Source organism: Rhodococcus ruber (genome assembly GCF_016804345.1).
Taxonomy (GTDB): domain Bacteria; phylum Actinomycetota; class Actinomycetes; order Mycobacteriales; family Mycobacteriaceae; genus Rhodococcus; species Rhodococcus ruber.
In genome coordinates, this window is the sequence record NZ_CP044211.1 from 1,818,804 (window position 1) to 1,841,611 (window position 22,808).

Annotated in this window: 16 protein-coding genes; 6 read left to right on the forward strand and 10 right to left on the reverse strand. The window is 72.6% G+C overall.

The window, feature by feature from the left end; genetic code table 11:
• The first annotated feature begins 49 nt into the window (after positions 1–49).
• Genes recC through recD form a run of 3 tightly spaced genes read left to right on the forward strand, consistent with a single transcriptional unit; the run spans position 50 to position 8,498 of the window.
• The gene (gene recC / locus F1734_RS08585) at positions 50–3,343 is read left to right on the forward strand and encodes an exodeoxyribonuclease V subunit gamma (protein WP_203011518.1); all 3,294 of its coding nucleotides are present in this window, start codon (positions 50–52) and stop codon (positions 3,341–3,343) included.
• Positions 3,340–6,633, forward strand: coding sequence for a UvrD-helicase domain-containing protein (locus F1734_RS08590; RefSeq protein ID WP_203011519.1), 3,294 nt, complete (start codon positions 3,340–3,342; stop codon positions 6,631–6,633). Before recC ends, F1734_RS08590 begins: the two co-directional genes overlap by 4 nt.
• Complete coding sequence (gene recD, locus F1734_RS08595; RefSeq protein ID WP_017680256.1) at positions 6,630–8,498, forward strand: exodeoxyribonuclease V subunit alpha; 1,869 nt, start codon at positions 6,630–6,632, stop codon at positions 8,496–8,498. Before F1734_RS08590 ends, recD begins: the two co-directional genes overlap by 4 nt.
• A 22-nt stretch (positions 8,499–8,520) precedes the next feature.
• Here the strand turns inward: recD and F1734_RS08600 are convergent, their stop codons facing one another.
• The 4 genes from F1734_RS08600 to F1734_RS08615 all read right to left on the reverse strand — a co-directional run bounded on the left by F1734_RS08600 (position 8,521) and on the right by F1734_RS08615 (position 13,154).
• On the reverse strand, positions 8,521–9,654 hold the full coding sequence (locus tag F1734_RS08600; RefSeq protein WP_017680255.1) for a flavin-containing monooxygenase: 1,134 nt from the start codon (positions 9,652–9,654) through the stop codon (positions 8,521–8,523).
• Between the two features lie 114 nt (positions 9,655–9,768).
• Entirely contained in the window at positions 9,769–11,397 is a 1,629-nt protein-coding gene (locus F1734_RS08605) for a LuxR C-terminal-related transcriptional regulator (RefSeq protein WP_203011520.1), read from the reverse strand.
• A gap of 91 nt (positions 11,398–11,488) precedes the next feature.
• The gene (locus F1734_RS08610; RefSeq protein ID WP_010592536.1) at positions 11,489–12,238 is read right to left on the reverse strand and encodes an ABC transporter permease; all 750 of its coding nucleotides are present in this window, start codon (positions 12,236–12,238) and stop codon (positions 11,489–11,491) included.
• Positions 12,239–12,338: 100 nt separating this feature from the next.
• Entirely contained in the window at positions 12,339–13,154 is an 816-nt protein-coding gene (locus F1734_RS08615) for a mycofactocin-coupled SDR family oxidoreductase (RefSeq protein WP_017680253.1), read from the reverse strand.
• Positions 13,155–13,330: 176 nt separating this feature from the next.
• Here F1734_RS08615 and F1734_RS08620 point away from each other — a divergent pair, with 176 nt between their 5' ends.
• Entirely contained in the window at positions 13,331–13,984 is a 654-nt protein-coding gene (locus tag F1734_RS08620) for a TetR family transcriptional regulator (RefSeq protein ID WP_203011521.1), read from the forward strand.
• On the forward strand, positions 13,981–14,640 hold the full coding sequence (locus F1734_RS08625) for an enoyl-CoA hydratase-related protein (RefSeq protein ID WP_203011522.1): 660 nt from the start codon (positions 13,981–13,983) through the stop codon (positions 14,638–14,640). The genes F1734_RS08620 and F1734_RS08625 overlap by 4 nt, the downstream gene beginning before the upstream one ends.
• 4 nt (positions 14,641–14,644) lie before the next feature.
• Here the strand turns inward: F1734_RS08625 and F1734_RS08630 are convergent, their stop codons facing one another.
• The 6 genes from F1734_RS08630 to F1734_RS08655 form a co-directional block, all read right to left on the reverse strand.
• Positions 14,645–16,204 carry an ATP-dependent DNA ligase gene (locus F1734_RS08630; RefSeq protein WP_203011523.1) on the reverse strand — a complete coding sequence of 520 codons (1,560 nt, stop codon included), beginning with the start codon at positions 16,202–16,204 and terminating at the stop codon, positions 14,645–14,647.
• Between the two features lie 99 nt (positions 16,205–16,303).
• Positions 16,304–17,386, reverse strand: a complete 1,083-nt coding sequence (locus tag F1734_RS08635; RefSeq protein ID WP_010592531.1) for an ABC transporter ATP-binding protein — start codon at positions 17,384–17,386, stop codon at positions 16,304–16,306.
• A gap of 30 nt (positions 17,387–17,416) precedes the next feature.
• Positions 17,417–18,298, reverse strand: a complete 882-nt coding sequence (locus F1734_RS08640; protein WP_040275335.1) for a carbohydrate ABC transporter permease — start codon at positions 18,296–18,298, stop codon at positions 17,417–17,419.
• The gene (locus tag F1734_RS08645) at positions 18,298–19,263 is read right to left on the reverse strand and encodes a carbohydrate ABC transporter permease (RefSeq protein WP_040275337.1); all 966 of its coding nucleotides are present in this window, start codon (positions 19,261–19,263) and stop codon (positions 18,298–18,300) included. The genes F1734_RS08640 and F1734_RS08645 overlap by 1 nt, the downstream gene beginning before the upstream one ends.
• Positions 19,260–20,588 carry an ABC transporter substrate-binding protein gene (locus F1734_RS08650; protein WP_010592528.1) on the reverse strand — a complete coding sequence of 443 codons (1,329 nt, stop codon included), beginning with the start codon at positions 20,586–20,588 and terminating at the stop codon, positions 19,260–19,262. The genes F1734_RS08645 and F1734_RS08650 overlap by 4 nt, the downstream gene beginning before the upstream one ends.
• Before the next feature lie 62 nt (positions 20,589–20,650).
• A complete protein-coding gene (locus F1734_RS08655; RefSeq protein ID WP_203011524.1) occupies positions 20,651–21,646 on the reverse strand; it encodes a sugar-binding transcriptional regulator in 996 nt (331 codons plus the stop codon).
• Positions 21,647–21,788: 142 nt separating this feature from the next.
• On the opposite strand from F1734_RS08655, the gene F1734_RS08660 reads away from it, so the two are divergent.
• The gene (locus tag F1734_RS08660) at positions 21,789–22,805 is read left to right on the forward strand and encodes an NAD(P)-dependent alcohol dehydrogenase (RefSeq protein WP_203011830.1); all 1,017 of its coding nucleotides are present in this window, start codon (positions 21,789–21,791) and stop codon (positions 22,803–22,805) included.
• Positions 22,806–22,808 lie beyond the last annotated feature (3 nt).

Genomic DNA, 22,808 nt, shown 5'->3' on the forward strand with positions numbered 1-22,808 from the left:
TGATAAGCCGGTGCAGGACCGGAACACACCGAGCGACGAGGGGACCCGCGTGCTGACGCTGCACCGCGCCGAGCGCGCCGACACCCTGGCCGCCGCTCTCGCCGAGTTGCTCGTCGTGCCCCTCGCCGACCCGTTCGCCCGCGAGATCGTCGCCGTCCCCGCCAAGGGGGTCGAGCGGTGGCTGACGCAGCGGCTGTCGACGGTGCTCGGCGGCACCTGCGGTGACGGTGTCGCCGCCAACATCGACCACCCGTCGCCGGCACGGCTGGTGGACGAGGCGCTGGCCGCTGCCACCGGCCGGACGGCGGCGGACGACCCCTGGCACCCCGACCGGATGCGGTGGACGCTGCTCGACGTCGTCGACGACTGCCTCGACGAACCGTGGTGCACCGTCCTCGCCCGGCACCTCGGCCGCGACGGCGTCGATCACCGCGCCGGTCGACGCTACGCCACCGCCGCCCACCTGGCCGACCTGTTCCGCAGCTACGCGTCGCAGCGCCCGGAGATGCTCGTCGACTGGGCCGCCGGGCGCGACACCGACGGCACCGGCCACGACCTCGCCGAACACCTCGTGTGGCAGGCCCGGCTGTGGCGGCGGCTGCGCGAGCGCCTCGGCGACGACAGTCCCGCCGAGCGGCTCACCGCCGCCTGCACGCGGTTGCGCACCGACCCGGAGCTCGTGGACTGGCCGGCTCGGCTGTCGCTGTTCGGCCCCACCCGGCTCACCGTCGCCCAGTGCGCGGTGCTGTCCGCGGTTGCCGCGAACCGTGATGTGCACCTGTGGATTCCGCATCCGAGTCCGGCGATGTGGGAAGGGCAGGCGGCCGCGGCGCCGGTTCGTCGTCGCGCCGACGACCGCAGTGCCCTCGCGGTGCAGCACCCCCTCCTGGCGAGCCTGGCCCGGGACGTGCGCGAACTACGCGCGCACCTCGCCGGTCCCGGAGTCGCCGACGTGCACCACCCCGGCGGGACCGGCCCCGACACGCTCCTGGGGCGCCTGCAGGACGACCTCCGGGCCGACCGGCCCCCGGCCCGCTCCGCCGCCGCCGACGGCACGATCCGCATCCACGCCTGTCACGGTCCGGCGCGGCAGGTGGAGGTGCTGCGCGAGTGCCTGCTGCACCTGTTCGCGGACGATCCGAGTCTCGAACCCCGCGACGTGGTCGTCATGTGCCCGGATGTGGAGACCTACGCGCCGCTCGTGCAGGCCGCATTCGGCCAGGGTGCCGCCCGGCACGACACCTCCGGGCACCCGGGACACCGGCTACGGGTGCGTCTCGCCGACCGCGGCCTGCGCCGCACCAACCCGGTGCTGGCGGTCGTCGCGACGCTCGTGGGGCTCGCCGACGCACGGGTGACCGCCAGCGAGGTCCTCGACCTCGCCGGGGCCGCGCCGGTGCGCCGGCGGTTCGGCTTCGTCGACGACGACCTCGAACGGCTGCAGGAATGGACCGCCGCTGCCGGGGCCCGCTGGGGCATCGGCAAAGGGCAGCGGAACGCCTTCGGCCTCGGGGACTTCCCGCAGAACACGTTCGGCACGGCCCTGGACCGGATCCTCCTCGGCACGGCCGCCGACGAGTCGCAGAGCGAGTGGCTCGGACTCACGCTCCCGCTCGACGACGTCGAGAGCAACGACATCGACCTGACGGGACGGTTCGCCGAGTACATCGACCGGCTCACGGTGGCACTGCACGGCCTGCGCGGTCCCCAGCCGGCCGCGCAGTGGGCCGACGCCCTCACCCGCGCACTGGATCTGCTGACCGATGTCGATCCCGCCGACGCCTGGCAGCTCACCCAGGCTCACCGGGAACTCGCCGCCGCCGTCGAGCACGCCGGGCCGGCGCCGCTGCGGCTGGCCGACGTGCGGGCCATGCTGACGGCCCGGCTCGCGGCACGCCCGACGCGCGCGAACTTCCGGACCGGCGAGCTGACCGTGTGCACGATGGTGCCGATGCGGTCGGTGCCGCACCGCGTCGTGGTCCTGCTCGGCCTCGACGACGAGAGCTTCCCCCGCTCCGCCCACATCGACGGCGACGACGTGCTGGCAGTGAATCCCTGCCTGGGGGAACGTGATCCGCGCAGCGAGGACCGGCAGTTGCTGCTCGACGCCGTCATGTCGGCGGGGGAGACGCTGCTGCTGTTCTACACCGGTGCGGACCCGGTCACCGGTGCCCGCCGCCCCCCGGCGATCCCGCTGAGCGAACTGCGCGACGTGGTCGAGACGATGGTCGGTCCCGACGGCATGGCCGAGCTCCTCACCCGGCATCCGTTGCAACCGTTCGATCCGCGCAACTTCCGGCCCGACCGCCCGCTGAGCTTCGACCGGGCCGCACTCGCGGGGGCGCGCGCCGCGCAGCACCCGGCGAAACAGCGTCCCGGACTGCTGCAGCGGCCGCTCACGCCGGCCGCGCGCAGCGACGTCGACCTGGCCGACCTCGTCGCGTTCGTCACCCACCCCACCCAGGCGTTCCTGCGGCAGCGCCTCGGGGTGCGGGTGCCCGATCGCGACGAGGACATCGCCGACGCCCTCGATGTCGGCCTCGACCCGCTCGCCCGGTGGGACCTCGGCGACCGCATGCTCGAGGCGCTGCTCGCCGGCACGGACCCCGCGGACTTCCGGGCCGCCGAATGGCGGCGCGGCACCCTGCCGCCGTACCGGCTCGGTGAACTCGCGCTCGACGACGTCGCCGCCACCGTGGACACCTTGGTGGCGGTGTGCCGGCCGATCTACACGGGACCGGCCGACACCGTCGACGTGAACGTCGACCTCGGGGACGGCCGGCGCCTGACCGGGACGGTCGGCGGGGTCCACGGCGCCGTCGTCGCCCGCAGCACCTTCTCCCGCCTGGCGCCGAAACACCGCCTCACCGCCTGGGTGCACCTGCTCGCCGTCGCCGCGTCGGACCGGCCGGGGCCGTGGCAGGCCGTCACCACCGGCCGTGGGCGGTTCCGCAGCACCCCGGCCTGGCGGTCCACGATCAACGCCCCGGCCGACCCCGTGGAGCAACTCGCCCGCCTCGTGGACCTGCGCGACCGCGGGTTGCACGAGCCGCTGCCGACCGCCACCGCCGCCGCCGCGGAGTACGCCGAGCGCCGCCACCGCGGCGACTCCGTCGAGATGGGACTCGACGCCGCCGCCCAGGAGTTCGGATCCACCTACGGCGAACGCACCGACCGCCACCTCACCTACCTGTACGGCCCCGACGTGACGTTGCGGGACCTGACCTCCGTGGCCGCCCGCGACGACGAACAGACGTGGCACGGCGAGCCCACCCGATTCGGCGCCCTCGCGCGACGCCTGTGGGAGCCGTTGCTGTCCAACGAGATCCAGGGGAGGCCGTGACCCGAACCGTGTCCGAGTTCGACCTGCTGGGGACGCTCCCCACGGGCACCACCGTGCTCGAGGCCAGCGCGGGAACCGGCAAGACCTACGCCCTCGTCGGCCTGGCCACCCGGTTCGTCGCCGAGGGCACGGCGGAGTTGTCGGAGTTGCTGCTGGTGACGTTCAGCCGCGCCGCGACGCAGGAGCTGCGCGAACGCACCCGGGACCGGTTCGCCGCCGCCGCGCGGGCGCTGGCCGATCCGGACGCCGCCCGCCGCCATCCCGACGAGCTGATCCGGCACCTCGCCGCCGGCGACGTGGCCACGCACCGGCGCCGGCTGCTGCGGGCGCTGTCCGACTTCGATGCCGCCACCATCGCCACCACGCACGGGTTCTGCCAGCGCATGCTCGACGAGCTCGGCACCGCCGGGGAACGCGACTCCGCCGCGGTACTCGTCGAGGACGTCGACGACCTGACCGCCGAGGTCGTCGCGGACCTGTACCTGCGGCGGTACGGCCGCGCGGATGCGGCACCGATCTCACACGCGGAGGCGGCGGAGGCCGCGCGTGCCGCGATCTTCGACCCGCAGGCCACGCTCGCCCCCGAGGGCGCCGACGGCACGCCCGCGGGTGAACGCGTCGAGTTCGCCCGGGCCGTGCGGGCCGAGGTCGACCGCCGCAAACGCCTCGCGGGTCTGCGGGACTACGACGACCAGCTCTCGCTGCTGCACGCGGTGCTGACCGATCCCGGGCACGGCGAGGCCGCGTGCCGCCGCATCGGCTCCCGATTCCGGGTCGTGCTCGTCGACGAGTTCCAGGACACCGACCCGCTGCAGTGGGAGATCCTGCGCAGCGCGTTCCACCGGCGCACGACCCTCGTCCTCGTCGGCGACCCGAAACAGGCCATCTACGCGTTCCGCGGCGCCGAGGTGCTCAGCTATCTCGGCGCGATGGAGTTCGCCGACGAGCACCAGGAACTCGTCCGCAACTGGCGCAGCGACGGGAACCTGCTCGCGGCCCTCGACCACCTGTACGGCGGTGCGGCCCTGGGGGATCCGCGAATCGTGGCGCATCGGGTCGAGGCCGCGCAGCCGCCGTCCCGGATCACCGGGGCGGTGCCGCTGCGGCTGCGGCACCTGCCGCGTGCCGGGGCCGGTCCGTGCGGCGCCTCCGGTTTCCCGAAGGCCCCGGCGTTGCAGGCCCGGGTGGCACGCGACGTCGCGGCCGACATCGCGGCACTGCTCGGCGGCGAGGTCACCGTCGACCTCGGCGCCGGCCGGCGACCCGTCGAACCCGGCGACGTCGCTGTCCTGGTGCGGACCAACGCGCAGGTCGCCCTCGTGCACGGCGCCCTCACCGGCGCCGGGATCCCGGCCGTGCTCGCGGGTGGAACCAGCGTCTTCGCGACCCCCGCCGCGCGGGAATGGCTGCGGGTGCTGCAGGCGCTCGAGCAGCCGCACCGCCCCGACCGGGTGCGTCTGGCCGCCCTGACCTCCCTGATGGGGCACACCGCCGGGGACGTCGACACCCGCGGCGACGAGCTCGTGGCCGCGGTCGGCACCCTGCTGCGCGAGCTGGACCTCGTGTTCGAGCGGTCCGGCTTCGCCGCGCTCTTCGAGCGCCTCGCCGCGTCCTGCGCCCTCGAGCCGCGACTGCTGGGCTGGCCGGGCGGCGAACGGGAACTGACCGATCTGCGCCACCTCGCGCAACTGCTCGACGAGACCGCGGCGGCCGGCGCGCTCGGTGTCACGGCGCTGACCCGCTGGCTGACCGAACGGATCGCCGAGGCGGGCACGGCCCGCGCCGACCGCAGCCGCCGGCTCGACAGCGACGCCGCCGCGGTGCAGGTGCTGACCGTCCACGCCAGCAAGGGCCTCGAATTCCCCGTGGTCTACGTGCCGTTCGCGTGGGAGTCGGGCGTGCGGTCGAAACCGGACCGGCTCCTGCTCCACGACGACTCCGGACGCCGGATCCTCGACGTCGGCGGCGAGGGCAGCCCCGGATACGGGGAACGTCGCCGGCGCCACGACGACGAGGTTGCCGGTGAGGAACTGCGGCTGCTGTACGTCGCGCTGACCCGCGCCCGCTGTCACCTGGTGCTGTGGTGGGCTCCCGGATACAGCACCCCCGGCGCCCCGCTGCACCGTCTGTTGTTCGGCCGGGCACCCGGCACGTCCGACGTCGCCCCCAAGGCCCGCGTGCCCGAGGATCCGATCGTGGCGCAGCAGCTCGCCGCGTGGGCCGACCGAGCCGCCGGCTCGGTGTCCGTCGAGGCCGTCGGCTCGGCGCCGATCCCCACCGTGACGTGGGTGCGCCCGCGTGAGGCCGTCGTGGACCTCGAGGCGGCGCGCTTCGACCGCGAGCTCGACGACGCCTGGCGGCGCACCTCGTACACCGCCCTCACCGCCGCCGCCCACGACGAACCCCAGGTGCGGACGGAGACCGAGCAGCCGGTGAGCATCGACGAACCGGAGGAGCCGCCGCTGCTGCCGGCCGACGCGGGCGAGGGCATCGAGTCCCCGATGAACGCCCTGCCCGGTGGGGCGGTGTTCGGCACCCTCGTGCACGCGGTGCTCGAGGTCGTCGACACCGCCGCCGCCGACCTCGGCGCGGAACTGCTGCGCTGTTGCCGCGACACCGTCGCCGAACAGTTCTTCGACGTCGACCCCGAGGAGCTGGCGACGGCACTGCTGCCGGTCCTGCGCACCCCGCTCGGTGGGGACGCGGGCACACTCGCCGACATCGCCCCGGCCGACCGCCTCGCCGAACTCGACTTCGAGCTGCCCCTCGCCGGCGGGGACGATCCAGTCGCCACCACCGTCACCCTCGACGGTGTCGCCCGGTTGCTGCGTGCGCACCTGCCCGCCGACGACCCGTTCGTCTCGTACGCCGATCTCGTCGGCACCCTCGAGCCCGCCCCGCTGCGCGGCTATCTCACCGGCAGCATCGATTCGGTGCTGCGGATCCGCGGCACCGAGCCGCGGTTCGTGATCGTCGACTACAAGACGAACCGCCTCGGGCCGGAGGAGCTCACCACCGCCCACTACACCCGGGACCGGATGGCGCAGGAGATGCTGCGCGCCCACTATCCGATGCAGGCGCTGCTGTACGCCGCCGCCCTGCACCGGTACCTGCGGTGGCGGCTGCCCGGCTACGACCCGGCGGTGCATCTCGGCGGCGTGCAGTACCTGTTCGTGCGCGGCATGGTCGGTCCGGAGACCCCGGCGGGCTGCGGTGTGTTCGACTGGACGCCGCCGCCCGCCCTCGTCGCCGCACTGTCCGACCTGTTGGCAAGCAAGGAGATTCCGTGACCAACGCCCAGGTGGCCCAGCGCGGCAAGGGTGCCCTGCGGGTCTTCAACGAGGCCGGGGTGCTCGCGGCCGCCGACGTGCACGTCGCGCTTCGGCTCGCCCAGCTGGCGGGGGAGACCGCCGAGGAGGTGCACCTCGCCACCGCGCTGGCCGTGCGCGCCGTGCGCGCCGGTTCGGTGTGCCTGGACCTGACCCGGCTGCGCGAGATCACCGTCGACGAGTCCGCCGAGGTGGACCTCGCGGCGCTGCCGTGGCCGGACGACGACGCCGTCGTCGCCGGCTTGCGGCGCAGCCCGCTCGTCGTCGGCGGCGACCGCGGCCCGCTGCGTCCGCTGCGCCTGGTCGAGACCGCCGACGGTCCGCTGCTGTACCTCGACCGCTACTTCCGTCAGGAGGAGGCGGTCCGGCGGATCCTCGACGCCCGCGGGCTCGGTCATCCCGTCGTCGACGAGCCGGCGCTCGAGCGGGGACTGCGCGAGTTGTTCCGCGACCAGCACGACCCCGGTCGTCCGTCCGCCGCACCGGACCGGCAGCGCATCGCCGCGGCGCTGGCCGCCACGGGGTGGACCACGGTGATCGCGGGCGGGCCGGGCACCGGCAAGACCCACACCGTCGCCCGGATACTCGCGCTGCTGACCGCGCTGCACGGTCCCGCCCTGCGGATCGGACTGGCCGCGCCCACCGGCAAGGCCGCGGCCCGGCTGCAGGAATCCGTCCGCGAGCAGGCCGGGCCGCTGGGCCTGCGCGCCGACCTGACCGCGATGACCCTGCACCGCATGCTCGGCTGGCAGCGCGGCCGCACCCGGTACCGCTACCACGCCGGCAACCACCTGCCCTACGACGTCGTGGTCGTCGACGAGACGTCGATGGTGTCGCTGACCATGATGTGCCGGCTGCTCGAGGCCGTCCGCTCCGGCACCCGGCTGATCCTGGTGGGCGACCCGGACCAGCTGACGTCGGTCGACGCCGGCGCCGTCCTGGCCGACCTCGTCGCCCGTCCCGTGACCGCGGCGGGAAACCCCGTCCTCGGGCGCGTCGTCGCAGCCGACCTCGATGCCGGCGACGACCCCGCCGAGGCGTCGCTCTCCGCGGGTGAGCGGAACCGGTTGCGCGGCGGCGTGATCCGGCTCAGCCGCGGCCGGCGGTTCGGCGGCGACATCGCGCACCTCGCCGTCGCCGTGCGGGAGGGCGACGCCGACGCGGTGATGCGGATCCTCGACGGTGGTGGCCCCGAGGTGTCCTTCCACGCGCCGGACGACCTCGAGGCCCTGCGGCGCGACGTCGTCTCCACCGCCGCGACCGTCACCGCCGCCGCCGTCGCGGGCGACGACGTGACCGCGCTCGAGAAGTTCGAGACGCACCGCCTGCTGTGCGCGCACCGGGAGGGGCCCTACGGGGTGCAGTGGTGGGCGCGGCGGGCGATGGAGTGGATCGCCGCCGACACCGGCCGGCGGCTCGACACCGAGCGCTGGTACCCGGGGCAGCCGCTGCTGGTCACCGCCAACGACCACGAGACCCGCATCTACAACGGTGACACCGGCGTCGTGGTCGTCGATGCGGACGGCGAACCCGTCGCGGCGTTCGCGCGCGGCAAGGAGCCGTTCCGGCTCCACCCCAGTCGGCTCTCGGCCGTGCAGACGGTGTACGCCATGACGATCCACCGCAGCCAGGGCAGCCAGTACGGCACGGTCTCGGTGATCCTGCCCCCTCCCGAATCCTCGTTGCTGACGCGCGAATTGCTGTACACCGCGATCACCCGGGCGCGCGGTCACGTGCGCCTGATCGGCACCGAGGAGGCGGTCCGCGCCGGGGTCGGGCGGCGGGTGTTGCGAGCCAGCGGACTGCGCCGGCAGCCGCGCGCCTGACTCCCGCGCGGGTGGCCGAATGTCACATCGGTTCGATCGGATCGAAGCGATGTGACATCGGGCCGACCGGCGCGCGGTGCTCGACGAGGTGCCGGACGACGTGCCCGGCGTCCGCGCCGGCCCCGCCGACGAGCATCGAGCGGAACGACGACTGGAAGCACAGGCCGGTGAAGTACAGGCCGGGAATGGTGGTCACCACCCCGTGCTCCTCGAGCGGCCAGCCGTCCGGGCCGAGCACCGGCAGCTCGATCCAGTCGTAGGCCTGACGGAAGCCGGTGCACCACAACACGTTCGTCACGTCGAGGACGCGACCGCCGGCGAGGACCGGGCGGCCGTCGACGACCCCGGTGACCCGTTCGGTGATCCGTTCGACGCCGAGCGCGGCGAGGTCCTCCCGCTTGACCCGCAACAGCGGTGCGCCGTGGCGGCGTTCGAGTTCACGTACCTTCCGGCCGAGCGGGGTGCGTACGGAGAGCACGTGGCCCCACGCGAACCACACGATCGGGAAGAGCACCCGCATCCGGCGGCTCTCGAGCCGCACCGGGAGCTGTCCGGTGTCGCGGCCGCACAGGATCGTCGGATGGGACGTCGCCACCTCGTAGGCGAGGTCGCCGCCGGAGTGGGACGCGCCCACCACGAGCACCGGGCCGTCGGTCAGCTGCGCCGGATTGCGGTACTCGCTCGAGTGCAGCTGCACGATCCGCGGGTCCAGCTCGGCCGCGAAGTCCGGGATGCTGGGGGTGCGGCCGAACGTGCCGGTGGCGACGACGACGTTGCCGGCCTCGATCCGCATCTCGCCGCAGTCGAGGACGAAGCGATCGCCGTCGCGCGACAGCCGTCGCACGCGGGTGCCGCCGCGAACGGGCAGCTCGAACCGCGCGGCGTACGCCTCGAGGTAGTCGGCGACGTCGTCCTTCGTCGGGAACCGGTGCGGATCGCCGGGGAACGGCATGCCGGGCAGGCCGTCGTATCCGGCGGGGCTGTACAGGCGCAGCGAATCCCAGTGGCTGCGCCAGTTGTCGCCGATCCGCCGGTTCGCGTCGACGATCAGGAAGGGGCGCCCGTGCCGGGCGAGGTGGTAGCCGGCGGACAGCCCCGCCTGGCCTGCGCCGATCACGACGGTGTCGATCCGTCGGGGTGCACTGTCGGTGGTCATCGGAACTCCCGGGCTCGAGGGGGCTGGACGGATGACGTTAGGCGCCGCCGGCATCGGCCGCGTCGGGCGAAGTACGCAGCCGTCCGCGGACCCGGATGGGTAGTTCTGTGCAGCTCAGAGCAGGTGGTGCTCGTACGCGTATGCCGTCGCGGCCGCCCGGGACGACACGTCGAGCTTGGTGAAGATGTTGCTCAGGTGCCGCGCCACGGTCTTCTCGCTCAACACGAGTTCACGGGCCACGGCGCGGTTGGTCTTCCCCGTGGCGACGGCCCGCAGCACCTCGATCTCGCGGGTGGTCAGCCGGCCCCGCGCGGCCGGGCGCCCCGGCCTCCGCGCGAGGTCCCGCAGGTCCGGCTCGGCGTGCAGGTCCCGGAACGTCGCCGCCGCGGCCTCGTACTCGAGCCGCGCCGTCTCGGCGTCGCCGAGCGCGTCACAGCACCGGCCCTGCAGCACCCGCACCCGCGCGCACTCGTAGGGCGCCTCGAAGCCGCGCCAGAGCCCGCACGAGCGGCGCAGCCGCTCGAGTGCGGCACGCGGTGCCCCCTCGGCGAGCAGGACGGCGCCGGTGGCCTGCTCGGCCATCGCGCTCAACGCCGGAGCGGCCTGGTCGCGGGCCAGTGCCGCGAGTTCGTCGGCGCTGCGGCGCGCGGCCGCGACGTCGCCGACGGCGAGCGCGATCTCCGCGTGGCCCGCCAGCAGCCGCGGACGATAGAGCGGAAGCGATTCGCCGAGCGCCCGCCGGATCCCGGCGAGCGCCGCGTCGGTGTCGCCCTGGCGCAGACGCAGCAGCGCCATGCCCGGCTGGATCTCGCGGCCGAGCCGCCCGGCGCGGCGGTAGGCGTCCTCGGCCTCGTCGAACTCGCCGCGCAACCGGTGCAGTTCGCCCTGTTCGTACAGGGCCATGCCGACGGCCGGTTGACCCGGTGGGTCCGACAGCCGCCGGAACGCGAGCCGGGCCAGGTCCATGGCCTCCGTCCAGGCGCCCTCGAGTTGCAGGATCTCCGCGCGGTGTACGAGGCACTGTCCCCGGAAGGGAACGAGGCCGGGCTGGGCGTCGCACCAGCGGCCGAGTGCCCGCGTCCATTCCCTGGCCCGCTGCAGCTCGAACGTGCCCTGGCAGGCCTCGATGACCGCGCAGTACACCAGTCCGGCCACGACCGGCGAGACCTCGTCGAGGCTCACGCCGACCATCACCTCGTCCAGGGTGCCGAGACCGCCGGCGACGTCGCCGAGCAGGATGCGGCACTGCCCGATGCCGAGGGTGCTCAGCGCGACGAGGTCGGCGTCGCCGCAGGCTCGGCCGATCGCCTGGGCGGCGGTGAACGAGGGCAGGGCGTCGGCCGGCCGGTTCGCATGCATGTCCTGCACCGCCGCCGGCAGCATCAGGAGGCCGCGTGTCGCGCAGTCCGGGCGCCCGGGCTCGGTCAGGTGCTGGGCCCGGGCGAGCCAGCCGCCGGCGCGCGCCACCTCCCCACGGTTCATCAGCAGGAAGCAGAGCCAGAACGCACTGAGTCCGGCCCGCTCGGGGTCGTCGGCGTCGAGATGCGCCGAGAACGCACGCTCGCACAGCGTCGCGCAGTCGTCGTCCCGGCCGACCAGATACGCCGACCGTGCGAACAGGTCGAGGTCGTCGGCGGTGAGGGGCTCGTGCGCGTCGGCGGTGCGGAACGCGTCGAACGCCCGCGTCCAGTCCCGCGCGTGGAACGCTGCCCGCGCGTGGTCGAGCACCGTCGACGTGCCCATCCTCGCTCCCTGCGGCGACCGAACGTGCACCGAGTGGTTGCCTGCGATCCTACGCCCACCGGCCTCCGGTTCCGGGGTGCGCAGTGGGAGGTCAGTCCGGCAGGCCGGGCCGGGTACGGACCGGTGCCAGACCGGAGACGAGGACGACGGCGGTGATCGTTCCGGCGGCCATGATCGCGGCGAGCACCACGATCTGGAAGCGTCCGGCCTCGAGCGGGGACACACCTCCGAAGATCGCGCCGACGAAGGCACCCGGCAGCGTCACCAGCCCGGTGGTCTTGGTCTGGTCGGTCGACGGGATCAGCGCCGAGTGGACGGCCAGTCGCGTGAGCTCGCGGGTGGACTGCCGCGGCGTCGCACCGAGCGCGAGCCAGCCCTCGACCGTGTCCCAGTTGTCCCCGGTCAGTTCCGTGAAGCGCCGCCCCGCGAGGGTCGCGATGGTCATCGCGTTGCCGACGACGATGCCGCCGATGGCCAGGACGTACCGCGGGGAGAACTCGATGGCGCCGGTGACGAAGACGATCGTGAGCGTCACGGCGATCCCGAGCGCCATCGCACCGGATACGAGGGCCACGTGCCCCGGGCTCCAGCCGATCCGGCGGGATGCGGTGGCAGCGGCGACGGTGAACATGACCAGCAGCGCGGCCCCCACCCAGACGGGACTCGTGATCACCCCGGACAGCACCACACTGATCAGGGCGAGTTGCACGGCGCCCCGCAGCACCGCGACCGCCGGCGCGAAGTGATGCGGGGCGCGGTAGCCCCACAGCACCGCGGTCGTCGTCCCGACGAGCAGGGTCACCCCGACGGCGGTGGGAACCAACTCCAGGGACCAGGTCACCCTCCGGAGGGTATCCGCCGGGGGACGGGGGTGGCCGAATGTGACATGCGTTCGATCAGATCGAAGCGGTGTGACATTCGGCCACACAGGGTGGGGGCGCTCAGCGGATCAAGTTCCCCAGGTCGACGGGGATCTGCGCGCCGGTGATGTACTTCGCCTCGTCGGAGCACACCCACGCGACGACGGCCGCGACGTCCTCGGGCTGCAGGATCTCGTAGGGCAGCGAGTTCATGTAGATCGGGCCCAGGGTGGTCGCGTACTTCGCGATGAGCGGGTGCAGGTCGCTGACCTTCATGCCGGTCTCCACGCCGGCCGGGTGGACGGTGTTGACCCGGATCCGGTGCTCGCCCAGTTCGTTCGCCATCGTCTTCGCCAGGCCGGTGATGCCGTGCTTGGTCGCGACGTAGTGGCCGGTGAAGGGGGTGCCCTTGAGCCCCGAGACGGAGCTGGTGAAGACGACCGCCCCGCCCTCGCCCTGCTCGATCAGGTAGGGCACGGCGGCCTTCGCGGTGTGGAACACGCCGGTGAGGTTGACGTCGACGGTCTCCCGCCACTGCTCGAGGGTGATCTCCCACGACAGCGCGCCCGAGCAGATGCCGGCGTTCGCGACCACCACGTCGAGGCGGCCGAGCTGCTCGACGCCGTCGGCCAGCGCCCGCGACAGCGCGTCGAAGTCCCGCACGTCCGCGGTCGTGGCGACGATGCGACGGCCCGTCTTCTCGACCAACCGCACCGTCTCCGCGAGATCCTCCTCCGTGGCGCCCGGGTAGGCGGTCGAGGCGAAGTCGGTGCACGCGTCGACCGCGATGATGTCGGCGCCCTCGCGGGCGAACTGCACGGCCTCGGCGCGGCCCTGACCGCGCGCCGCGCCGGTGACGAAGGCGACCTTGTTCTCGAAACGGCCGGCGGTCTCCATGCTTGCCTCCTCGGTGGTGTCGGACGCGGATTCTCCCGGTCCGAAGCGGGGACGGCAGCGCGGGTTCCGCTCACCGGGACCGCGGTCCGGAAGGCGCACGGTGTCCCGTGTCCGGCTGGGCGCCCCCGTTCGGTTACCCGCTGGTAATAGAGCATGCGTTCTGTTATGGTCCCGCTGTGCCCCGGCCCCGCATCCACGACCTCGACGAGGTTCTCGACGTCACCGAGAACCTGGTGGTGGCCGGGGGTGCGAGCGCCGTGACGCTGCGCGCGGTCGCCGCGGCCACCGGGATGTCGAACGGGGCTCTGTACCACGCCTTCGGCTCACGTGGTGGGCTGGTCGGCCGGGCCTGGTTGCGCGCGGCCCACCGCTTCCTCGACCTGCAGCGCGCGGCGGTCGACGAGGTTCTCGGCTCCGCGTCGACGCCGGACCGGGGGATCGACGCCGTCGTCGCCGCCGCCGATGCCCCTGCGGCGTTCGCCGCCCGGTTCCCCGAGTCCTCACGTCTCCTGCTCACCGTCCGGCGCGAGGAGTTGCTCGGGTCCGACCCGCCGGCGGACGTCGCCGCGGAGCTGAGCCGGCTCGATTCGATCCTGGTCGCGCTGCTCGTCCGACTGTCCCGGGCGTTGTGGGGCCGCGGCGACGCGCGTGCGGTCGCGGTCGTCGAGGACTGTGTCGTCGGTCTGCCCACCGGTCTGCTGCTCCGGCGCCGGCGTGTGCCCGACGCGGCCATGCGCCGCCGTCTCGAGGCCGCGGTCCGCGCGGTTCTCGCCCTCGATCCTCCGCCCGCGCCACCCGGGCGCGGCGGCCACACGAAAGGCCCGCGATGACCGCCACTCTGACCTACCGGGACAAGATCGCCGTCCTCGACCTCGGCGACGACGAGAATCGGTTCTCTCCCGACTGGCTCGACACCGTCGATCGGCTCCTCGACGAAGTGCAGCAGAACGCGCACGCACTCGTCACCACGGCGACGGGGAGGTTCTACTCGAACGGCCTGGACCTCGAATGGCTGACAGCGCACGGTGATCGGGCGCAGTGGTACGTCGGCCGGGTGCAGGCGCTCTTCGGCCGCATCCTCACCTTCCCGCTGCCGACGGTCGCCGCCGTGGTCGGGCACGCGTTCGGGGCGGGCGCCATGCTCGCCGTCGCGCACGACTACCGGGTGATGCGCGCCGACCGGGGCTACTACTGCTTCCCCGAGGTCGACATCCACATCCCGTTCACGCCGGGCATGGCCGCGCTGATCCAGGCCAAGCTGACCCCGCAGACCGCGGTCACGGCGATGACCACCGGTCACCGCTACGGCGGCCTCGAGGCCGAGGCCGCCGGCCTGGTCGACCGCACGGCCGGCGCGGGCGGCGTCCTGGACGCCGCCGTCGAACTCGTCACCCCGCTCGCGGGCAAGGACCCCGGCACCCTCGGCGCCATCAAGTCCACCATGTACGCGGCCGTGGTCGACGTGCTCGCCCAGGGCCGGGCGTGACCGGTCACGAACGTCCGTTATCGGACGGAATCGGTTGACGCGGAGCGAAATCCGGTCCCGGTAGCAGTGCGCGCACCGCGTCGACGGTGTCCGCCTCGGCGGCGGTCTTGTCGGGGCGGTAGCGCAGCACGCGGGCGAAGCGCAGCGCCACCCCGCCGGGGTAGCGGGGGCTGACCTGAACGCCGTCGAGTTCGATCTCCACAACCAGCTCCGGGTGCAGGTACACCGTGTGCGCGTCGCGGCTGCGTTCGTGCCGCGGGAACTCTTCGGTCTGCCATTGCAGCAGGGCGTCGGTCAGTCCCTTGAACGTCTTGCCGACCATGATCGGCTCGCCGCCGTCCGGATCCCGCGCGCCCAGATGGAGATTGGACAGGTAGCCGGTGCGACGGCCGTAACCCCACTCGGCGCCGAGTACCACCAGGTCCAGGGTGTGCTCCGGTTTGACCTTCTGCCAGGCGCGGCCGCGCCGGCCCGCCGCGTAGGGCGCGGTGAGGTCCTTGACGACGACGCCCTCGTGCCCGGCGGCGAGGGCGGCGTCGAACTGGGCGTCGGCGGTGGCCGCGTCCGGCCGCAGCACGCCCGGGATCCGATGGTTCGGCGCGACCCGCCGCAGAGCGTCGAGACGCTCGGTGAGCGGCGCGTCGAGCAGGTCGGTGCCGTCGAGGTGCAGGCAGTCGAAGAAGTACGGGTGCAGCATCAGCTCGTGCGCGGACTCGGCACCGAACCGGCTCATCGTCTCCTGGAACGGCCGGGGCCGGCCCGCAGGGTCGAGTGCCAGGGTCTCGCCGTCGAGCACGACCGACGTGCAGGGCAGCGTCGCGACCAGCTCCACGAGTTCGGGGACGCTGCGGGTGATCTCCCGCAACGTGCGGGTGAACACCCGCACCGTCCCGCCCCGGCGGTGCACCTGGATGCGGGCGCCGTCGAGCTTGTACTCGACGCTGACCTCGCCGCCGAACTCGCTGTGGGCACCGGCGAGGGACTGGGCCGGGGCGGCGAGCATGGGCCGGATCGGCCGGCCCACCTCCAGCCGGAAGGCGGCGAGCGCGTCCGCGCCGCCGCCGAGCCCGGCCGCCGCGGTTGCGGGCAGCCGGCCGGAGAGCATGAACGCCCGGCGCACCGTCTCGGCCGGCAGCCCGGCCGCGGCGGCCACCGCGTCGGTCATCACCCCGTCGAGCGCGCCCTGCCGCAGGTCGCCGGTCAGCAGCCGCACCAGGAAATCCTGCTCCTCGGCGGTGGCCGCGCCGAGCAGACCGGCGAGCAGTTCGCGCCGCCGCCCCGTCGAGCCGGTCCCGGACAGACCGGCGAGCTCGGTGAAGGCCCGGTCGACGTCGACGACGGTCAGCGACGGCTCCGCGGACGGGTCGATGCGGGATCCGGCGAGGGTGCGCCATCCCACGCCGATCCGGCCCTGACGTGGCTCACCCGCCAGCCACGACACCACGGGCTCGACCTCCCCGGGGTCGAGGACGGCGAGGAGGGCGCGCAGTTCCTCCACCTTGGCCCGCCGCGACCGGGTGGCACCGACGGCCTGCGAGGTGGCAACGATCGTCGAGAAGAGCACGCCCCGACCGTACCGACCACCGCCGGTTTCGGCGCGGGTTCATCGCCGGTTCCGGCGCGGGTGCCCCGCCAGTTTCGGCGCGGGTGTACAGCCGGAGGGTCAGTCGCCGACGCGTTCACCGGTCGCCGGATGGAACAGGTGCACCGTGCCCTCCCGCTTGCGCAGCCGGATCGTGTCCGCCAGCCGGGCCGGGGTGCGGGTGAGCGAGCGTGCGACGAGGGGGGTGTCGCTGCGCGCGACGCGGGTGTACACGTACGACTCGCTGCCGAGTTCCTCGACGAGTTCGACGATGGTCTCGACGCCGTCGCCGTCCGTGATCTCGAGCTGTTCGGGCCGGATCCCGACGGTGACGGTCTCGAGTCCGGCGCGGTGCAGCGAGGCGATGCGGTCGCGTTCGACATCGACGACGGTGCTGCCGATCTGCACGCCGCCGTCGACGATCCGGGCGTCGAGCAGGTTCATTGCGGGCGAGCCGATGAACCCGGCGACGAATGCGTTGGCGGGCCGGTCGTACAGCTCGGTGGGGGAGGAGAACTGCTGGAGCTTGCCGCCGCGCAGCACCGCCACCCGGTCGCCCATGGTCATCGCCTCGACCTGATCGTGCGTGACGTACACGGTGGTGGTGCCGAGACGCCGCTGCAGCGCGGCGATCTGGGTGCGGGTCTGCACGCGCAGCTTGGCGTCGAGGTTGGACAGCGGTTCGTCCATGCAGAACACCTGCGGTTCGCGGACGATCGCGCGGCCCATCGCGACGCGCTGCCGCTGCCCGCCGGAGAGCTTGGCGGGTTTGCGGTCCAGGTAGTCGGTGAGGTCGAGCAGCTTCGCCGCCTGTTCGACCTTGCGGCGCCGCTCGTCGGCGCCGACGCCGCGCATCTTCAGCGCGAAGCCCATGTTCTCGGCGACGGTCTTGTTCGGGTAGAGGGCGTAGTTCTGGAAGACCATCGCGATGTCACGATCCTTCGACGGCACGCCGACCATGTCGCGGCCGCCGATGCTGATCGAGCCCTCGTCGATGTCCTCGAGCCCGGCGAGCATCCGCAGGGCGGTGCTCTTGCCGGAGCCGGACGGCCCGACCAGGACGACGAATTCTCCGTCCTGGATGTCCAGGTTCAGGGAGTCGACGGCGAGGGTGTCGGAGTTCTCGTAGAGGCACGACGCGTTGCGGTAGGTGATCTCGGCCATGACGGTTCCTTCGGAAAGTGAGTGGGGGAGTTACTTGATCGCGCCGAACGACAGGCCGCGCACGAGCTTGTTCTGGGCGAGCCAGCCGGCCAGGACGACGGGCAGCGCCGCCATCGTGGCGGCCGCGGACAGGCGGGCCCAGTACAGGCCCTCGCCGGTGATGAAGCCGACGAGGAACACGGGAATGGTCTGCGCCTGCACCGCCGTGAGGTTCACGGCGAAGAAGAACTCGTTCCAGGAGAAGATGACGCAGATCAGGGCGGTGGCGGCGATGCCGGGCGAGACGAGCGGCAGGATCACCTCCCGCACCGACGTCCACAGGTTCGCGCCGTCCATGCTCGCGGCCTCGAGCAGCTCGCCCGGCACCTCGAGGAAGAACGAGCGCATCATCCACACCGCGATCGGCAGATTCATCGCGGTGTAGAGGATGATCAGTGCCCAGATGTTGTCGAGCAGACCGATGTTCGCGACGATCACGTACAGCGGGATGATCGCGGCGACGATCGGCAGCATCTTCGTGCTGATGAAGAAGAACAGGGCGTCCTTGGTCTTGCGCACCGGCCGCAGCGACAGGGCGAACGCGGCGGGCACGCCGAGCAGCAGGACGAGGATCGTCGACACGCCCGTGGCGAACGCCGAGTTGAGCAGGCTGACACCGACTCCGGTGTCGAACACGGCGCGGAACTGGTCGAGGGTGGGCGTGAAGAAGAACTTCGGCGGATCGGAATAGGCGTCGGCCTCCTGCTTGAAGGCGGTGAGCACCATCCAGAACACCGGGAAGAAGAACCCCAGGGCGGCGATCCAGGCGACGACGCCCCACGGATTGGCCCTGCGGTGCTTGCGTTTCCGGGTTCGAACCGGGACGGTCTCCGGTGTGGGAACCTGTTGTGCGGTGGGGGCGGTGGTGCTCATCAGGCGGCCTCCTCCTTGCCGGTGAACGATGTGAAGATCAGCCGCAGCGCGACGGTGGCCACGACGATGGTGGCGACGACGACCACCACGCCCATGGCGGCGGCCTGGCCGATGTCGAAGCCGAGGAACGCGCGCTGATAGATGTAGAAGGGCAGGTTGGAACTCGCGGTGCCCGGTCCGCCCTGGGTCATCATGTAGATGGCGTCGAACGTGTTGACCAGGTGGATCGCGCCGAGCACGGCGCCGAGTTCGATGAACCGCCGCAGGTGCGGCAGCGTCAGCTCGCGGAACAGGGCGAAGGCGCCCGCCCCGTCGACCCGCCCGGCCTCGAGGATGTCCCGCGGCATCGACTGCAGACCGGCCAGGATGAGCAGCATCATGAACGGGGTCCACTGCCACACCAGGTTCGCCATCACCGCGGCGAGCGGGTAGCGGCTGACCCAGTCGATCTGCCCCACGCCGAACGGGGAGAGCACGAAGTTGACGATGCCGAACACCGGGTCGAACATCGCGGTCTTCCAGATCAGTGCGCCGGCGACGGGGGTGACGAGAAACGGGGTGATGAGCAGGGTGCGAACGATGCCGCGGCCGAGGAAGACCCGGTCGAGCAGCAGCGCGAGCAGCAGGCCCAGCACGACGGAGATCAGCACCGTGCCGACGATGAGGATCACGGTGTTGACCGCCACCTCGCGGAACTGACTGTCGCGGAAGACGTCCGCGTAGTTCTGCAGGCCGACGAAGCTGCGTGAGCCCGGGCGCACCAGGTTCCACGACTGCGTCGAGTAGTAGAGGGTGAACGCGAACGGGATCTGGGTCACCACGATCATGAAGATCAGGGCAGGCAGCAGGGGCCCGCGTCGGCGCCAGCCCTCCGCGCGGGAGACCGCGTCGCTCTTGGCGTCGCGCACCCGGCGGATGCGCTCCGAGTCGTCGGCGGTGGAGGCGCCGACCGCCAGGGTTGTCATCGCTGATCCTCTCGGTAGGTGGCGCCGACCACGTCGGCGTACTCCTGCGCCTGTTCCAGTGCCTCGGTGACGGTCTTCTGGCCCGCGATCGCGGCGCTGATCTGCTGGCTCACCCGGGTTCCGAGGTCCTGGAACTCGGGGATGGCCAGGAACTGGACACCGGTGTAGGGCACCGGCTCGACCGTCGGGGCGTCCGGCGTCGCGCTCTCGATGGACTCGAGGGTGAGCGGCCCGTATGCTGCTGCGGCCTCGCGGTATTCGGGGATCTCGTAGGTCGACAGCCGGCTGCCGGGGGGCACCCGCTCCCAGCCGAGGGTCTCCCCGACGGTGCGCAGGTACTCCTTGCTCGTCATCCACGAGACGAACCGCCACGCGGAGTCCGCGTTGTCGCTGTCGACGGGGATGCCGAGCGACCAGCTGTAGAGCCAGCCCGCGTCGTCCTTGACCCGGATCGGTGCCGGGGCGTACCCGATCTTTCCGACGACGTTGCTCGACGCCGGGTCCTCGAGGGTGGAGACCGCCGAGGTGGAGTCGTACCACATCGCGACCCGGCCCTGCGCAAGCTGCGTGGCGCATTCGCTGAAACCGCTCGTGGCGGCGCCGGGCTGGCCGTGCTCGCGGACCAGGTCGACGTAGAACTGCACCGCCTCGACGACCTCGGGGCTGGTGAGCTGCGCGTTCCAGTCCTCGTCGTACCAGCGGCCGCCGAAGGTGTTGATCACGGTGTTCAGCGGGGCGAGCACCTCACCCCAGCCGGGCTTGCCGCGCAGGCAGATCCCGGCGGTGTCGGGGGTGTCGAGCCGGGCGGCGGCGGCGGCAACCTCGTCCCAGGTGGGGGTGGGGGACAGGACGATCCCGGCCTGCTCGAACAGGTCCTTGCGGTACATGAGGAACGACGACTCGCCGTAGAACGGCACCGAGTACATGTCGCCCTCGTAGGACAGCGAGTCGCGCAGGGTGGGAATGAAGTCGTCCTCGTCGTAGCCCTCCGTCTGCCGGGCGTACTCGGAGAGGTTGGTCAGCCACCCGTTCGCCGCCCACTGCGGTGTCTCGTAGTTGCTGATCATCACCACGTCGAACTCGCCGCCGCCCATCGCGGTGGAGGCCGTGATCTTCGCGCGGGCCTGGTTCTCCGAGAGGGTGACGAACCGCAGGTCGATGTCCGGGTTCTCGGCCTCGAACTGGGCGGCGAGTTGCTGGGCGTCCTGCATCTGGGAGTTCGACACCATCGCGATGGTGACGGTCTGGTCGGAGGCGCCGAGCGAGCCGGCGCCGGCGCAGCCGCTGAGCGTGAGGCTGAGCGCCCCGGCCCCGGCCGCCAGCATGCGGGTGGTTCTTCTGGATCTGTTCACCGATCGTCGCCTCTTCTCCGGTCTCTCCGGTGGTGTCATCGGTCGAGTAGCCAACGTGCGCACTCGATGTCGCATGCGAGCATGGTGGCCAGGCCGCCGCGCAGCGCCCCCAGTGCGGCCTGGTGTTTGGCGGCCCCGCCGGTGACGAGGACCGCACCCGGGCAGGCGCGGATGTCGTCGAGCGAGACCGACACGGCGCGACGGTCGAGATCCCCGCCCACGGCCGTGCCGTCGGCGTGGAAGAACCGTCCCGCGATCTCTCCGACCGCGCCGAGGTCGGTGAGGGTGTCGAGCATGGCGGTGTCGAGATAACTGCCCTCGAACAGGGTGGTCGACGTGGACACCGCGCCCACGCCGAACATCATCATGTCGGCGTGGCGGCCGACGTCGAGGGCGCGGGAGATCATGGAGTCGGCACGCAGGGACGCGACCGTCGCGGGGTCGGCGTACAGGGGGACCGGGAGCCGGACCATCCTGGCCTGCAACTGCTCCGCGCAACGCCCGAGCACGTACTCGGCGCCGGTCTGGTAGTCGGACGTGGTGACGGAGCCGTCGAGCTGGACGATCGTCGCGCACGTGGCCCCGCCCGGCGGCAGCGCCTGCGCGACGGCCACGGTCTCCGGTCCCCAGGTGAACCCGAGGGTGTCGGTCGCGCGGATCCGCCGGCTGATCAGGGCTGCGGCGGCCCGTCCGACCCCCGCGAAGCTGGCGGCCTCGTCGAGCGGGCCGGCCGTGTCCACCCCGTCGCCGACGACGACGGCCTCGAGCAGGCCGAAACGCTCCTCGAGGGCGCGTTCCTCGTCGGCGTGCAGGTCGTCGCGCAGGTTGGCCGGCACGTTCACCTCGATGCGCACCAGGCCCTGGGCCCGGGCCCGGGCGACGAGCCGTCCCGCGGTCGGCCGGGAGACGCCCAGGCGCGTCGCGACCTCGGCCTGGGTGAGGCCGTCGAGGTAGTACAGCGTCGCCGCGCGCAGCGCCAGGCGCAGATCCTCCGGTGCCGCGGTGGCCGCGGGCGGGTTCGGGACGGTCACGTCATCTCCTGGGTGGGAGGACTCGGGTGGGGAGCCGGTGGTTCGGTAGAGCGTGAGCAAATGCTCATGGGTGCGTTCATCTGCTCAGTACGCTAGCATCGGCACTGTGACCCACACAACACCCCCGTCGATCCCGGATCGCATGCGCGCCGCCGTCCTGGTCGAACCCGGACGGATCGAGATGCGCGAGCGGCCGGTCCCCGAACCCGCACCCGGCGACGTGCTCGTCCGGGTCACCGCGGTCGGCGTGTGCGGATCGGACACGCACTACTACCGCGAGGGCCGCATCGGTGAATTCGTCGTCGAGGCGCCGCTCGTCCTCGGCCACGAGGCCTCCGGCACGATCGCCGCGGTCGGCGCCGGCGTCCCCGCGGACCGGATCGGGCAGCGCGTGTCGATCGAGCCGCAGCGACCCGACCCGAACACCGACGAAACCCGGCACGGTCGCTACAACCTCTGCCCGCACATGCGGTTCTACGCCACCCCGCCCGTCGACGGCGCCTTCTGCGACTACGTCACCATCGGGGCGGAATTCGCCCATCCCGTCCCCGACGCCGTCTCCGACGACGCGGCCGCCCTCTGCGAACCGCTGTCCGTGGGCATCGCCGCCGTCCGCAAGGCGGGCGTCACCGCCGGATCCCGGGTACTGATCACCGGCGCCGGCCCCATCGGCATCGTCACCGCGCAGGTCGCCCGCGCCTTCGGCGCCACCGACATCGTCGTCACCGACCTCGACGCGGACCGCCGCGCGCTGGCCCGGAAGTTCGGGGCGACCGACGCCCTCGACCCTCGCACCGACGACGTCACCGACCTGCACGTCGACGCCTACATCGACGCCTCCGGCGCCCCCGCCGCGGTCGCCGGCGCGATGCGGGCAGTGCGGCCCGCCGGCACCGTCGTCCTCGTCGGCTCCGGCGCCGACACGATGGACCTGCCGGTCCAGCTGATCCAGAACCGTGAGCTGGTTCTCACCGGCGTCTTCCGGTACGCCCACACCTGGCCGACGGCCGTCGCCCTCGCCGCCGCCGGCCGCGTCGACCTCGACGCGATGGTCACCGCCCGCTTTCCGCTCGAGCGGGCGGCCGAAGCACTCGAATCCGACCGGACACCCGGCAACATCAAGACCGTCGTGCGGGTACACCCCGGCGACGACACGTAAGGA